A 12,849-nucleotide genomic window follows, 5' to 3' on the forward strand; every position below is an offset into this window, starting at 1 on the left:
CCATGGCACACCAGACGACGCCACCCCGTGGCCTCTCGCGTCCCGGCAAGTGGGCGCGGGGGGCCGCCGGGGTGGCGGTCCTGTTCCTGGCGAGCGAGCTGCTCGGCAGAGCCGGGATTGTGGACCGTTCCTATCTGCCGCCCGCCTCCAGCGTGACCGCGCGCGCGGTCGAGCTGTTCGGCGACTCCGACTTCCTGTTCAACGTGCGCGTCACGCTCACCGCGTGGGCGCTCGGCATGCTGATCGCGATCGCCATCGCGGTGCCGCTCGGGCTGCTGCTCGGCAGCGTCCCCGCGGTGAACACCGCGGTCCGGGCGATCGTGGAGTTCCTGCGGCCGATCCCGTCGGTCGCGCTCATCCCGCTGGCCGGGCTGCTGCTCGGCTCCGGCCTCAGCATGGAGGTGCCGCTGATCGTCTACGCGTCCAGCTGGCCGATCCTGTTCAACACCATGTACGGCCTGCACGACGTCGACCCCACGGCGAAGGAGACGCTGCGCACCTTCGGATTCAGCCGCTGGCAGGTGCTGCTGAAGGTCTCGCTGCCGAGCGCCGCCCCGTTCATCGCGACCGGCGTGCGGCTCGCCGCGGCGATCGCGCTGATCCTCGCCGTCAGCACCGAGATCCTCTCCGGTTTCGGCGACGGCCTCGGCATGTTCATCGCGCAGGCCGGCACCGTGCCGGACGGAAACACCGACGTGCTCGCCGGCACCATCTGGGCCGGCTCCATCGGACTGATCATCAATATGGTGCTGGTGCAGGCCGAGAACCGCGCGTTCCGGTGGCACAAGGCGCAGAGGAGTGGTGCATCGTGACGGCGGCCGCCCTCACCGTGCGGGCCGCGCGCCCGCGCGGCGTCGCGGGCCGGCTGGTCCGCGGCCTGCTGCACCGCGCGCTCCCGCTGGTGGTCCTGATCGCCGGCTGGGAGGCCGCGACCCGGATCGCCGAGAGCGCGTTCTTCCCGCCCCCGTCCGACATCGTCGGCCGGATGCGGGAGATGTGGTTCTCCGGCCCGGCCGCGCACCTGTACTTCGGCGGGGACGCCGGCGGGTCCATCGCGCCGAGCCTGACCCGGATGGCCGTCGCGCTGCTGCTGTCGGTGGTGGCCGGCGTCGTGCTCGGCATCGCCATCGGCCGGTCCGAGCGCGTGCTCGCCTACCTCGACCCGATCCTGCAGTTCGCGCGCGCGATCCCGCCGCCGACGGTGGTGCCGGTCTTCATCGTGCTGTTCGACCTCGGCACGCAGATGCAGATCGCCTCGATCGTCTTCGGCGCGGTCTGGCCCGTCCTGCTCAACACCGTGGACGGGGTCCGCAGCGTGGACCAGACGCAGTCGGCCACGGCCGAGGTGTTCCGGCTGTCGGCCGTGCAGCGGATCCGGTTCCTCATCATCCCGGCGGCGCTGCCGAAGATCTTCGCGGGGCTGCGGCTGGCGCTGTCGCTCGGCCTCATCCTGATGGTCTTCTCCGAGCTGCTGCCGGGCACCTCCGACGGGCTCGGCTTCGAGCTGACGAACGCCCAGAGCCAGTCCGACCTCCCGACCATCTGGTCGGTGATCGTGCTGCTCGGCATCCTCGGCTACCTGTTCAACACCATCCTGCTCGCGGTGGAGCGGCGGACGCTCCGCTGGCACCGCGGGGCGCGAAAGGCAGATGAATGACGACGGAACTCACGGTCCGGGACGCGGTGTTCGACTACTGCCGGCGGGTCGGGATGACGACCGTCTTCGGCAATCCCGGCTCCACCGAGCTGCGGATGCTCCGCGACTTCCCCGCGGACTTCGAGTACGTGCTCGGGCTGCAGGAGATCGTGGCGGTGGGCGCGGCCGCGGGCCACGCCATCGGCACCGGCAACGCCGCCCTGGTCAACCTGCACTCCGCCGGCGGGGTGGGCAACGCGCTCGGCGCGGTCTTCACCGCCCACCGCGACCGGGTGCCGCTGGTCATCATCGCCGGGCAGCAGACCCGCGCGATGCTGCCGACCCGGCCGTTCCTCGGCGCCGACGAGCCGGAGCAGTTCCCCCGCCCGTACGTGAAGTGGAGCCGGCAGCCCGCCCGCGCCGAGGACGTGCCGGCCGCGCTCGCCGAGGCGTACCGGACGGCGATGACGCCGCCGCGCGGCCCGGTCTTCCTGTCGGTGCCCGAGGACGACTGGGACCGGCCCGCCGAGCCCGTCCCGCACCGCGAGATCCGCGGCGCCTTCGCCGCCGACCCGGCGGCGCTGGCCGAGACGGCCGACGCGCTGAACGGCGCCGAGCGGCCCGTCATCGTCGTCGGCTCGGGCGTCGAGGACGAGGACGCGCTCCCGCTCGTGGTCGACCTCGCCGAGCGCGTCGGCGCGCCGGTGTGGATCAGCCCGCTGTCGGGCCGGTCCGGTTTCCCCGAGGACCACGCGCTGTTCCAGGGCTTCCTGCCGCCCGTCCGCGACCAGCTCGCCCGGCGCCTGGAGGGGCACGACGTCGTGCTCGTGCTCGGCGCGCCGGTGTTCAACTACCACGTGCACAGCGAGGGGCCCTTCCTGCCCGAGGGGACGCGGCTGTTCCACTTCGACTGCGACCCCGACCAGCTGGCGTGGGCCCCGGTCGGCGTCGGCGTCCTCACCACCGTGCGGGCCGGGATCACCGGGCTGCTCGAACGCGTCGACAAGGCCGACCGGCCCGCGCCGGAGCCGCGGCCGCGGCTGGCGAAGCCGCCGGTCCGCGACCCGCTGGACGCGTCGCTGGTCATCGAGACGCTGCGGGAGCGGATGCCCGAGGACGCCGTCATCGTGGAGGAGTGCCCGAGCCACCGGGACATGTTCCACGCGCGGCTCCCCGTCACGCGGCCCGGCGGGTTCTACACGATGGGCAGCGGGGCGCTCGGCTGGAGCCTGCCCATGGCGGTCGGGCGCGGCCTGGCCGGATCCGGCGAGCGGATCGTCTGCGTCCTCGGCGACGGCGCGATCATGTACTCGGTGCAGGCGCTGTGGACGGCCGCGCGGCACCGGCTGCCGATGACCGTGATCGTCCTCAACAACGGCGGCTACGGCGCGGTCCGGGCGCTCGGCCGCCGGATCGGCATCGAGGACATCGTCGGCGCCGACGTCACCGGCATCGACTTCACCGCCGTGGCCCGGGGGCACGGCTGCGCGGGCCGGGCCGTGACGAGCGCCGCGGACCTGGACGCCGCGATGGCCGAGGCGCTCGAATACGACGGTCCGTTCCTTCTCGATGTGAGTGTCATGGCAGACAATTCCGCAATGTACGGGTCTACTCCTTAGCGGACCTCCATCACCCCCGGCACATTGGAGCAACCCCCATGTCCGTACCCCACCCCCGACGCGCGGTGCTCGGCGGCGCGCTCGCCGCCGTGCTCGCCGTCGCCGCCGCGGCCTGCGGCGGCTCCGACGAGCCGAAGTCCGCCAACGGCCTGGAGCAGTCCGAGATCACCCTCGGCACCATGACCGTCGCCGACACCGCGCCGGTCCAGCTGGCCATCGACAAGGGCCTGTTCAAGGCCGAGGGCCTCACGGTCAAGACGCAGGTCATCCAGGGCGGCGCGGCGGGGATCCCGCTGCTCAAGAGCGGCCGGCTCGACTTCAGCTTCGGCAACTACGTCTCGCTGTTCACGGCCGGCACCAAGGACCCGGGCTTCAAGCCGAAGATCGTGGCGGAGGGGTTCCGGAGCGCGTCCAAGACCCACACCCTGATGGTGCGCGGCGACTCCCCGTACAAGACCATCAAGGACCTGGCGGGCAAGAAGGTCGCCGTCAACACCAAGCGGAACATCAGCACGCTGCTGATCCGGGCCGCCGGGACGCCGGCGGGCGTGCAGTTCGACGAGGACAAGCAGTTCGTCGAGGTCGCGCCGCCGGCGATGGAGCAGGCGCTGAAATCCAAGAGCGTGGACGCCGTCCAGGCGATCGAGCCGTTCGGCACCCAGATGGCGGAGTCGATGGGCGCGCGGATGGTGGCCGACCTCGCCACCGGCAAGACCGCCGACCTCCCGATCGCCGGGTACGCCGCGACGGAGAAGTTCGTCAAGGAGAACCCGAAGACGGTCGCGGCGTTCCAGCGCGCGCTCCAGAAGGCGCAGGGCATGGCCGCCGACCGCAAGGTGGTCGAGGCCGTCCTGCCGACGTACGCCAAGGGCATCAACGCGAAGGTCGCCGCGTCCATGAGCATGGGGACCTACCCGACGTCGATGGACGCCGCCGCCCTGCAGCGCGTGGCCGACCTGATGAGCGAGTTCCAGTACGTGGACAAGCCCATCGACGTCAAGTCGTTCATCGCGCAGACTCCATGAACCTCCGCCGGATCGTTCTCGGTGCCGCCGGGGCGGTCGGCGTGGCCGCCGTCATCGAGACCCTGAGCCGTACCGGTCTCGTCGACGCGACCGCGCTGCCCCCGGCGTCCACCATCCTGCGGGAGGCGGGGCGGCTGGCGGTGGACGGGGAGTTCCTGGTGGACGTCGGGGCCACGCTCCGGGCGTGGTTCGGCGGGCTCGCGCTGGCGGTGCTCGTGGCGGTGCCGCTGGGCGTGCTGCTCGGCTCGGTGCCGCTGCTCGGCACCGCGGCCCGGGCCCTGGTCGAGCTGATGCGGCCGATCCCGTCGGTCGCGCTGATCCCGCTCGCCATCATCCTGTTCGCGGATCCCACCCGGATGAAGATGTCGCTGATCTTCTACGCGTGCCTGTGGCCGATCCTCATCAACACGCTGTACGCGCTCCGCGACGTCGACCCGCTGGCCAAGGACAGCCTGCGCGCCTTCGGGTTCGGGACGCCGGCCGTGCTGTGGCGGGTGTCGCTGCCGAGCGCGGCGCCGTTCATCGCCACCGGCGTGCGGATCGCCGCGTCCGTCGCCCTCATCGTCGTGATCAGCACCGAGCTGTTCGCCGGCGGGGTCGACGGGGTGGGGATCTACCTGAGCGAGACCCAGTCCGGCGGGGGCCGCACCGACCTGCTGCTGGCCGGGGCGTGCTGGGCGGGCGTCCTCGGCCTGCTCGCCAACACGGGTCTGCTCGGCCTGCAGCGCGTCGCGTTCCGCTGGCACTCCGCCCGCGCGGAGGCCGCCGTATGAGCGCCGCGGGCACCGGGGCGCCGGCGGCCGGCACCGCGCGGCGGCCGGGCGCCGGGGCGGCGCGGGCGGCGCGCGGGTTCGCCGAGCGCGTCTGGCTCGTCGCCGTCGCCGCCGTGCTGTGGGAGGTCGTGACGCGGGCGGTGGAGGAGACCTACTTCCCGCCGCCCACGACGATCGCCGAGGCGCTGCGCGAGCTGTGGTTCGGCGGCCCCGCGTCGCACCTGTTCCTCACCGACAAGGCGCTGGACGACTTCGCCACGAGCCTCACCCACCTGTTCATCGGGTGGGCCGCCGCGGGCGCCGCCGGCGTCGCGATCGGCGCGGCGATCGGGCGCTCGGCGGTCCTCAACGACCTGCTGAACCCGGTGCTGGAGTTCCTGCGGGCGGTGCCGCCGCCGACGCTGGTGCCGTTCTTCATCATGGTGTTCCAGCTCGGCGCGACCATGCAGGTCGTCACGATCGCGTTCGGCGTGGTGTGGCCGGTGCTGCTCAACACCGCCGAGGGCGTCCGCACCGTGGAGCCGCTGCAGCTGGACACGGCCCGCGTGTTCGGCGTCGGGCCCGGCCGCCGGCTGCTGGCGATCGTCCTGCCGGCGGCGGCGCCCAAGATCTTCGCGGGGCTGCGGGTGGCGCTGTCGTTCGCGCTGATCCTGATGGTCCTGTCCGAGCTGTTCGGCAGCACCGCGGGCATCGGCTCCGAGCTCATCGGCGCCCAGCGGTCCTTCGAACTGCCGCGGATGTGGGCGGCGATCGTGATGCTCGGCATCCTCGGCCTCCTCTTCAACGCCCTCTTCATGCTGCTGGAACGGCGCCTGCTGGCCTGGCACACGGGTGCGCAGAGGCTCGCCGGCTGATGCCCCCGCACCGAAGAACCGCACTGGAAATAACACAGAAAAGGCCTCCGAGATGCTTCAGATAACCGGCCTCACCCACTCCTACGCCGACGGGCACCTGGCGCTCGACGGCCTCGACCTCACCGTCCCGGACGGCGAGCTGCTCAGCATCGTCGGGCCGTCCGGCTGCGGCAAGTCCACCCTGCTGCGCTGCATCGCCGGGCTGATCAGCCCGTCCGGCGGGACGCTGACGCTGGACGGCGCGCCCATCAACGGCGTGCCCGACGACCTCGCCGTGGTCTTCCAGGACTACAGCCGGTCGCTGTTCCCCTGGCTGACCGTCCGCGACAACGTGGCGCTGCCGCTGCGCCGGCGCGGGATGGCCCGCGCGGAGCGGCGCGCCGCCGCCGAGAAGGCGCTGGAGTCGGTGGGGCTGCCGGACGCGGGGCGCAAGTACCCGTGGCAGCTGTCGGGCGGCATGCAGCAGCGCGTGTCGATCGCGCGCGCCCTGGCCTACCGCCCGTCGCTGATGCTGATGGACGAGCCGTTCGGGTCCGTGGACGCCCAGACCCGGGAGGACCTGGAGGACCTCGTCCTCCAGGTGCACCGGACCGAGAAGATGACGATCCTGCTGGTCACCCACGACATCGACGAGAGCGTCTACGTCGGCGACCGCGTGGTGGTGCTGAACCGGGCCCCCGCCCGGGTGCACGCCGACCTGCGCGTCGAGCTGCCGTCGTCCCGCGACCAGATCGAGACGCGGGGGCTGCCGGACTTCGTCCGGCTCCGCGCCGAGGTGGGCCGGCTGGTCCGCGGCGGCGCCAAGGTGCCGGGGGCCGCCCCCACCACCGGGACGGCCGCGCCGCAGGGGCCGGAACCGGACGCCGACTCCGAAACGGCGGCCGGAGAGGAGATCATGACCAAGGCGGAGCCGGGCGGCAAGTCCGCGCGCTGACGGGGGAAGGGGATCGATGCGCGTACTCGTGGCAGGGGCCGGGATCGGCGGGCTCACCACCGCGCTGAGCCTGCACGAGGCGGGCATCGAGGCGCTCGTCGTCGACTCGGCGGCCCGGCTGCGGCCGCTCGGCGTCGGCATCAACCTGCTCCCGCACGCCGTCCGCGAGCTGACCGAGCTGGGGCTCGGCGGCGCGCTGGCCGAGCTCGGCGTCCCCACCGGCGAGATGGTGCACTTCGACCGGTACGGCGGCCGGATCTGGGGGGAGCCGCGCGGCCGCGCGCTCGGCTACGACTGGCCGCAGTACTCCATCCACCGCGGCGAGCTGCAGATGGCGCTGCTGGAGGCGGTGCTGGCGCGCCTCGGGAAGCGGTCCGTCCGCACCGGCACCGCGCTCGACGGCTTCGAGCAGGACGGCGCGCGGGTGCGGGCGCGGCTGGTCGACCGCGCGTCCGGCACCGCCGAGACCGTCGCGGCGGACGTGCTGGTCGGCGCGGACGGGCTGTACTCCGCGGTCCGCCGCGGGCTCTACCCGCGGGAGCCGGCGCCGCTGTGGAACGGCATCCGGATGTGGCGCGGCCTGACCGAGGGCGCGCCGTTCCTCACCGGGCGGACGCTGGCCGTGGCGGGCAGCAACACCGCCGCGAAGATCGTCGTCTACCCGATCTCGATGCGCGCCGAGCGGCGCGGGCGGGCGCTGCTGAACTGGGTCGCCGAGGTGAAGGTCGCCGGCGACGGGGCGGCCGGCGCCGCCGACTGGAACCGGGGCGGGCGGCTCGGCGACGTGCTCCCCCACTTCGCGGACTGGCGGTTCGGCTGGCTGGACGTCCCGGCGATGCTGGCCGGCGCGGCGGAGATCCTGGAGTACCCGATGGTCGACCGGGACCCGCTCGACCGGTGGACCTTCGGCCGGGTCACCCTGCTCGGCGACGCCGCGCACCCGATGTACCCGATCGGCTCCAACGGCGGGTCGCAGGCCGTCCTCGACGCCCGCGTCCTGGTGCACGAGCTGGTCCGGGCGGCCGACCCCGCCACCGGGCTGCTCGCCTACGAGAAGGAGCGCCGCGAGACGGCCAACGCGATCGTCCTGGCGTGCCGGGACATGCCGGCCGACCGCGTCCTGCACACCGTGAGCGAGCGCGCGCCGCACGGGTTCGAGCGGATCGAGGACGTCCTGTCCCCCGAGGAGCTGAGCGCGATCACCGGCGCCTACCGGCAGACGTCGTTCTCCGACGTGGAGGCGCTCAACACGCGCCCGTCGTACTCGCCGCCGGGCTGACGGCGGCCAGGCGGGCGTCCATGGCCCGCGCCGCGCGGTCGTGGTAGGCGGGCTCGTCGTACAGGAGGGCGTGGGCCGCGCCGGTGCGGCAGAGGGCGTCCAGCTCGAACGCCAGCTGCGGGACGTCGGCGGACTCCGCCAGCTCGCCGCGGTCGCGCGCTTCGGTGAGGCAGCGCTCCAGGAAGGCGTTCCAGTCGCGCTGGGAGCCCGCGATGGCGTCCCGGACGCGGCCGGGGCGGGCGTCGAACTCGGCCATCGTCGAGTGGAAGAAGCAGCCGCCGGGGAAGACGGGCTCGCGCTGGTAGCGCTGCCAGGCCTCCAGTAGCGCGCGGACGCGGGGCAGGCCCTCCGGCGCGGCCAGGGCCGGCTTGACCACGTGCTCGCGGAACAGCTTCACCGCCTTGCGGACGGTGGCGAGTTGGAGCTCCTCCTTGGAGCCGAAGTGCGTGAAGACCCCGCTCTTGCTGATCCGCAGCTCGGTCGCGAGCCGGCCGATCGACAGCCCCTCCAGGCCCTCCGCCGAGGCGATGTCGGCGGCCCGGCAGAGGATGTCGTTGCGGGTCTGCTCGCCCTTCAGCAGCCGTCCGTCCGTCGTCACCCGATAAATCTGCACGACCGTTCGTGCAAAGTCAAGGCGCTCACCCCCTTGACGGCGGGGGTCCGGAGAGAAGAGTGTACGACCGTTCGTTTATTTTTCTGGAGAGGACCTCCCCATGACCGCCGACACCACCGCGGCGCCGCCCCGCGCGGCCGGGGCGCGGCGGGACGTGCCCTGGCTGGCCGCCGGGGCGACGTTCCTGGCCATGCTGGACGCCACCGTGGCGAACCTGGCCGTCCCCGACCTGCACACCGACTTCCCGGGCAGCTCGCTGACCGGCCTCACCTGGGTGATCACCCTGTACGCCGCGCTGTTCGCGGCGCTGCTCGCCCCCGCCGGCCGGCTCGCCGACCTGGTCGGCCGGCGGTCGCTCTACCTGTGGGGCGCCGGGCTGTTCACGCTGGCCTCGCTGGCCTGTGCGCTGGCGCCGAACGTGCCCGTGCTGCTGGCGACGCGCGGCGTGCAGGGCGCCGCGGCCGCCGCGCTGATCCCCGCGTCCCTCGCCCTGCTGCTGCACGACACCCCCGCCGACCGGCGCGCGGGCGCGATCGGGCTGTGGAGCGCGGCGGGCGCGTTCGCCGCCGCGATCGGCCCCGGCCTCGGCGGCGTGCTGGTCGACCAGTTCGGCTGGCGGTCGCTGTTCGTCATCAACCTGCCGGTCGGCCTGGCGATGCTGCTCGGCGGGCTGCGGCTGCCGCGCGCCGCGCGCGGCGCCGGACGGCTCCCCGACCTCGCCGGGACGGTCCTGCTCGGCACCGGCATCGGCGGCGTCGCACTCGGCGTGACGCAGACCCAGGACTGGTCGTGGACGGACGCCCGCACGCTCGCGCTGCTGCTCGGCGGCGCGGCGCTCGTCGCCGCGGCGCTCTGGCGGTCCGCGCGGCACCCGGTGCCCGCGCTGGAGATCTCGCTGTGGCGCAACCGGCAGTTCGCCGCCGCGAACGCCGCCTCGTTCCTGTACGGAACGGCCCTGTACTCGTGGCTGCTGCTCGGCGTGCTGTACCTGACCTCCGAATGGCACTACTCGATCCTGAAGGCGGGCTTCGCCTCGACGCCCGGCGCGTTCACCGCGACCGCCGCCGCGATCACGATGGGCCGCCTGACCGGGCGCATCGGCGTCCGGCCCGCGGTGGTCGGCGGCGCGTCCATCATGGTCGCGGCGGGGATCTGGGCGGTCGCGTCGCTGCCCGCCGACCCGCACTTCCTCACGTTCTGGCTCCCCGTCGGCCTCCTGGTCGGGACCGGCATGGGGATGCTCACCACCGGCACCGCCTCGGCCGCCGCGCTGTCGGTCGGCCCGCTGCGGTTCGCCGGCGCCACCGGCCTCAACACCACGGCGCGCCAGCTCGGCGGCGCGCTCGGCATCGCCGTCCTCGCCGCGATGCTGCCCGCTCGGGCGGTGCAGGACGACTACACCGCCGTCTACCTGTTCTGCACGCTGGCCGCCGCCGGCGCGGCCGTCGCCGGCCTGCTCCTGACCCTCCGGAGCGGCGCGTCCCCGAAGGAGAACTCATGACCGAGACCGTCCTGTCGGAAGGGACCGACCCCGCCGTCCTGCCCGCCGCCGAGGCCGCCGCGATGCTGGCCGAAGCACCGTGGCGGCGGATGGTGACGATCGGGGACAGCGTCGCGGAGGGCGTCCGCGAGCCCGTGCCCGGCTACCGCGACCTGTCGTGGACGGACCGCGTCGAGGAGGCGCTGGGCGCGGTGGCACCGGGGTTCACCGCGCTCAACCTCGGCCGCCGCGACCTGGTCGCCGCCGAGGTCCGCGCCGCGCAGCTCGAACCGGCGCTGGCGTTCGGGCCCGACCTGGCGTTCGTGGTCGCCGGCGGCAACGACATGCTGCGCCCCGAGTTCGACACCGACGGGGTGCGGCGCGAGCTGGCCGCGATGATCTCCGCGTTCCGCGCCGCGGGGGCCGACGTCGTCACGATCGGGCTCCTGGACATCACCGTCGCCGGGCTCGGCCCGGCGCGCTACCGGGAGGTCATGTCGTCGCGCACCCGCCGCCTGGCCGCGCTGACCGCCGACGTCGCCGCCGAGCTGGGGGCGCGCCACGTGCACAACCCGCCGGACCACCCGGTCGCCGCCGACCCCGGCATCTACAGCTCCGACCAGCTGCACCTGAACGCGCGGGGGCACGCGTTCGCCGCGGCCAACACGGTCCGCGCGCTGGCGGCTCACTTGGCGTCGGCGTAGCGGTCGACCACGGCGGTCTCCATCGGGAACAGGACGGGGGTGTCGCCGAACAGCAGCCGGCGCGCTTCCCCCGCCGCCGCGTGCACCGCCTCGGCCACGTCCCCGGCCAGCCCGGCGGGCGTGTGCACGATGACCTCGTCGTGCTGGAAGAACACCAGCCGGGGAGGGCCCAGGGCGGTGAGGCGGCGGCGGAGGGAGCCGAGCAGGGCGAGCGCCCAGTCGGCGGCCGTGGCCTGCACGACGAAGTTGCGGGTGAACCGGCCCCGGCCGCGCAGTGCCTGCGCCGCCGCGCCCCGCCGGTCGCCGGGCTCCTCGCCGTCGCCCACCGCGGTCAGCTCCCGCCATCCGGCGGACGGCGGCGGGCAGGTGCGGCCGAGCCGGGACCGGACGAGCCGCCCCCGCTCCCCCGCCCGCGCCGCCGCCTCCACGTACTCGAACGCGTCGGGGAACCGGTGCTTGAGGACGGCCAGGAGCTGCACCGCCTCGCCCGTCCCGCCGCCGTACATGGCGGACAGCAGCGCCAGCTTGGCCTTCGCCCGGGCGCTGAGACCGCCCTCGCCGTCGTCGTGGAAGGCGTCGGACAGGGCCGCGTAGAGGTCGCCGTGCGCGGCGGCCTCGGTGAACGCGCGGTCGCCGGCGAGGGCGGCGAGCACGCGGGGTTCGAGCTGGGCGGCGTCCGCGACGACCAGCGACCAGCCGGGGTCGGCGACGACGGCCCGGCGCAGGACGCGCGGGATCTGCAGCGCCCCGCCGCCGCTCGTCGCCCAGCGCCCGGACACCACGCCGCCGACCACGTACTCGGGGCGGAACCGGCCGTCCTTCACCCAGGTGTCGAGCCAGGCCCAGCCGTGCGCGGTGTGCAGGCGCGACAGCTCCTTGTACTCCAGCAGCAGCGGGACGGCCGGGTGGTCGAGCCGCTTGAGCACGTGCGCGCGGGTGGACGCGATGGGCAGCCCCGCACCCGCGAACGCCTTGACGATCTGCGCCGGCGAGTCGGGGTTCACGTGCACCCGGGCGCCGAAGGCGGCGCTGATCTGGTCGGCGAGCTCTTGCAGCCTGCGGGGGCGCAGCCCGCCGGTGGGGCGCGGCCCGAGCAGCTCGGTGAGCAGGGCGTCGTGCTCCTTCGCTGACCAGGGCAGCCCGTCGTGCCGCAACTCGGCCGCCACCAGCGCGCCCGCCGACTCGGCCGCCGCGAGCAGCGCGAAGCCGTCCAGCCCGGCGATGGCGCGCTGCTGGGCGGCGTGGACCGCGACGACCTGCCCGATGTCGTCGGCGGGCGCGTCCCGCCCCGCGCCCCGGTCGAACAGCTCGTCGTCGAACAGCGACGCCTGCGGGGCCGGCTCGTCGGGGGGCGGGCGGTCCGGCGGGACGGGCTCGCCGCGCAGCCGCGCCCACGCGGCCGGCACCGAGCGCGGTTCCCCGTACCGCCCGGCATGGCCGAGGAGCAGGCTCTCCACCAGTTCGAGGTCGTGGCAGCGCGCCACCCGCACGCCCGCGTCGAGCAGCCGCGGGTAGAGCCGCGCGGTGGCCGGCCACACCCAGCGCGGCGCGGCGGCGCGCTCCTGCTCGGCGATGGCCGCGACCAGGTCCGGGACGTCGCGCGCGGGTGCGGCGGGCGCCCCGTCCTCACCGAGCGTCCGCAGCGTCCCCCCGCCGCCTGCCCCGGCGGCGACCGCGATCCTCACCCGCCCATTGTGCTGGCCCCCACCGACAGAACCGCGCACGCGAAGACCCCTCCGCGACGGGTGCACACGGAGGGGTCCTGTAGAGCCCGGACGATCAGGGCCGTAACCGCCCGGGTTAGAAGCTCAGCACCGCGACGACCTCAGCGCCGCGATCGCGTGCGAAGCCAGGTTTCGAGCGAAGCAAGAAACCTGATCGCGAAGCGAGCCGCAAGGCGAGCCGGAGCGATGCAGCGATCGCCGCTTGGCC

General features: G+C 74.2%; 12 protein-coding genes. 10 read left to right on the top strand and 2 right to left on the bottom strand.

Annotated elements, in window-relative coordinates; translation table 11 throughout:
- Positions 1-2 precede the first annotated feature (2 nt).
- From HUT06_RS28580 to HUT06_RS28615, 8 genes are read left to right on the top strand one after another with little or no spacing between them, the layout of a single operon-like run.
- Positions 3-812 carry an ABC transporter permease gene (locus HUT06_RS28580; protein ID WP_176198538.1) on the top strand — a complete coding sequence of 270 codons (810 nt, stop codon included), beginning with the start codon at positions 3-5 and terminating at the stop codon, positions 810-812.
- Positions 809-1,657: an ABC transporter permease gene (locus tag HUT06_RS28585; protein WP_254715436.1), complete on the top strand. Its 849-nt coding sequence runs from the start codon at positions 809-811 to the stop codon at positions 1,655-1,657. The genes HUT06_RS28580 and HUT06_RS28585 overlap by 4 nt, the downstream gene beginning before the upstream one ends.
- Entirely contained in the window at positions 1,654-3,255 is a 1,602-nt protein-coding gene (gene mdlC / locus HUT06_RS28590) for a benzoylformate decarboxylase (RefSeq protein ID WP_176198539.1), read from the top strand. Before HUT06_RS28585 ends, mdlC begins: the two co-directional genes overlap by 4 nt.
- A 38-nt stretch (positions 3,256-3,293) precedes the next feature.
- The gene (locus HUT06_RS28595) at positions 3,294-4,280 is read left to right on the top strand and encodes an ABC transporter substrate-binding protein (RefSeq protein ID WP_176198540.1); all 987 of its coding nucleotides are present in this window, start codon (positions 3,294-3,296) and stop codon (positions 4,278-4,280) included.
- The gene (locus HUT06_RS28600) at positions 4,277-5,053 is read left to right on the top strand and encodes an ABC transporter permease (RefSeq protein WP_176198541.1); all 777 of its coding nucleotides are present in this window, start codon (positions 4,277-4,279) and stop codon (positions 5,051-5,053) included. Before HUT06_RS28595 ends, HUT06_RS28600 begins: the two co-directional genes overlap by 4 nt.
- Positions 5,050-5,907, top strand: coding sequence for an ABC transporter permease (locus tag HUT06_RS28605; RefSeq protein WP_176198542.1), 858 nt, complete (start codon positions 5,050-5,052; stop codon positions 5,905-5,907). The genes HUT06_RS28600 and HUT06_RS28605 overlap by 4 nt, the downstream gene beginning before the upstream one ends.
- 52 nt (positions 5,908-5,959) lie before the next feature.
- Complete coding sequence (locus HUT06_RS28610) at positions 5,960-6,841, top strand: ABC transporter ATP-binding protein (RefSeq protein WP_176198543.1); 882 nt, start codon at positions 5,960-5,962, stop codon at positions 6,839-6,841.
- 16 nt (positions 6,842-6,857) lie between these two features.
- Positions 6,858-8,120: a flavin-dependent oxidoreductase gene (locus HUT06_RS28615; protein ID WP_176198544.1), complete on the top strand. Its 1,263-nt coding sequence runs from the start codon at positions 6,858-6,860 to the stop codon at positions 8,118-8,120.
- Here HUT06_RS28615 and HUT06_RS28620 read toward each other — a convergent pair.
- On the bottom strand, positions 8,086-8,718 hold the full coding sequence (locus HUT06_RS28620) for a TetR/AcrR family transcriptional regulator (RefSeq protein WP_217711496.1): 633 nt from the start codon (positions 8,716-8,718) through the stop codon (positions 8,086-8,088). The genes HUT06_RS28615 and HUT06_RS28620 overlap by 35 nt on opposite strands.
- A 115-nt stretch (positions 8,719-8,833) precedes the next feature.
- On the opposite strand from HUT06_RS28620, the gene HUT06_RS28625 reads away from it, so the two are divergent.
- Together HUT06_RS28625 and HUT06_RS28630 are read left to right on the top strand one after the other, a co-directional pair.
- Positions 8,834-10,234: an MFS transporter gene (locus HUT06_RS28625; protein ID WP_176198545.1), complete on the top strand. Its 1,401-nt coding sequence runs from the start codon at positions 8,834-8,836 to the stop codon at positions 10,232-10,234.
- A complete protein-coding gene (locus HUT06_RS28630; protein ID WP_176198546.1) occupies positions 10,231-10,917 on the top strand; it encodes an SGNH/GDSL hydrolase family protein in 687 nt (228 codons plus the stop codon). The genes HUT06_RS28625 and HUT06_RS28630 overlap by 4 nt, the downstream gene beginning before the upstream one ends.
- Here the strand turns inward: HUT06_RS28630 and HUT06_RS28635 are convergent.
- Complete coding sequence (locus HUT06_RS28635) at positions 10,899-12,602, bottom strand: bifunctional 3'-5' exonuclease/DNA polymerase (RefSeq protein ID WP_176198547.1); 1,704 nt, start codon at positions 12,600-12,602, stop codon at positions 10,899-10,901. The genes HUT06_RS28630 and HUT06_RS28635 overlap by 19 nt on opposite strands.
- Positions 12,603-12,849 lie beyond the last annotated feature (247 nt).

Origin of the sequence: Actinomadura sp. NAK00032 (genome assembly GCF_013364275.1) — a bacterium.
Classification (GTDB): Bacteria; Actinomycetota; Actinomycetes; order Streptosporangiales; family Streptosporangiaceae; genus Spirillospora.

Coding starts and splice junctions, on each gene's coding strand:
- HUT06_RS28580 (WP_176198538.1), top strand. CDS start 3: ATGGCACACCAGACGACGCCACCCCGTGGCCTCTCGCGTCCCGGCAAG.
- mdlC (WP_176198539.1), top strand. CDS start 1,654: ATGACGACGGAACTCACGGTCCGGGACGCGGTGTTCGACTACTGCCGG.
- HUT06_RS28595 (WP_176198540.1), top strand. CDS start 3,294: ATGTCCGTACCCCACCCCCGACGCGCGGTGCTCGGCGGCGCGCTCGCC.
- HUT06_RS28600 (WP_176198541.1), top strand. CDS start 4,277: ATGAACCTCCGCCGGATCGTTCTCGGTGCCGCCGGGGCGGTCGGCGTG.
- HUT06_RS28605 (WP_176198542.1), top strand. CDS start 5,050: ATGAGCGCCGCGGGCACCGGGGCGCCGGCGGCCGGCACCGCGCGGCGG.
- HUT06_RS28610 (WP_176198543.1), top strand. CDS start 5,960: ATGCTTCAGATAACCGGCCTCACCCACTCCTACGCCGACGGGCACCTG.
- HUT06_RS28615 (WP_176198544.1), top strand. CDS start 6,858: ATGCGCGTACTCGTGGCAGGGGCCGGGATCGGCGGGCTCACCACCGCG.
- HUT06_RS28625 (WP_176198545.1), top strand. CDS start 8,834: ATGACCGCCGACACCACCGCGGCGCCGCCCCGCGCGGCCGGGGCGCGG.
- HUT06_RS28630 (WP_176198546.1), top strand. CDS start 10,231: ATGACCGAGACCGTCCTGTCGGAAGGGACCGACCCCGCCGTCCTGCCC.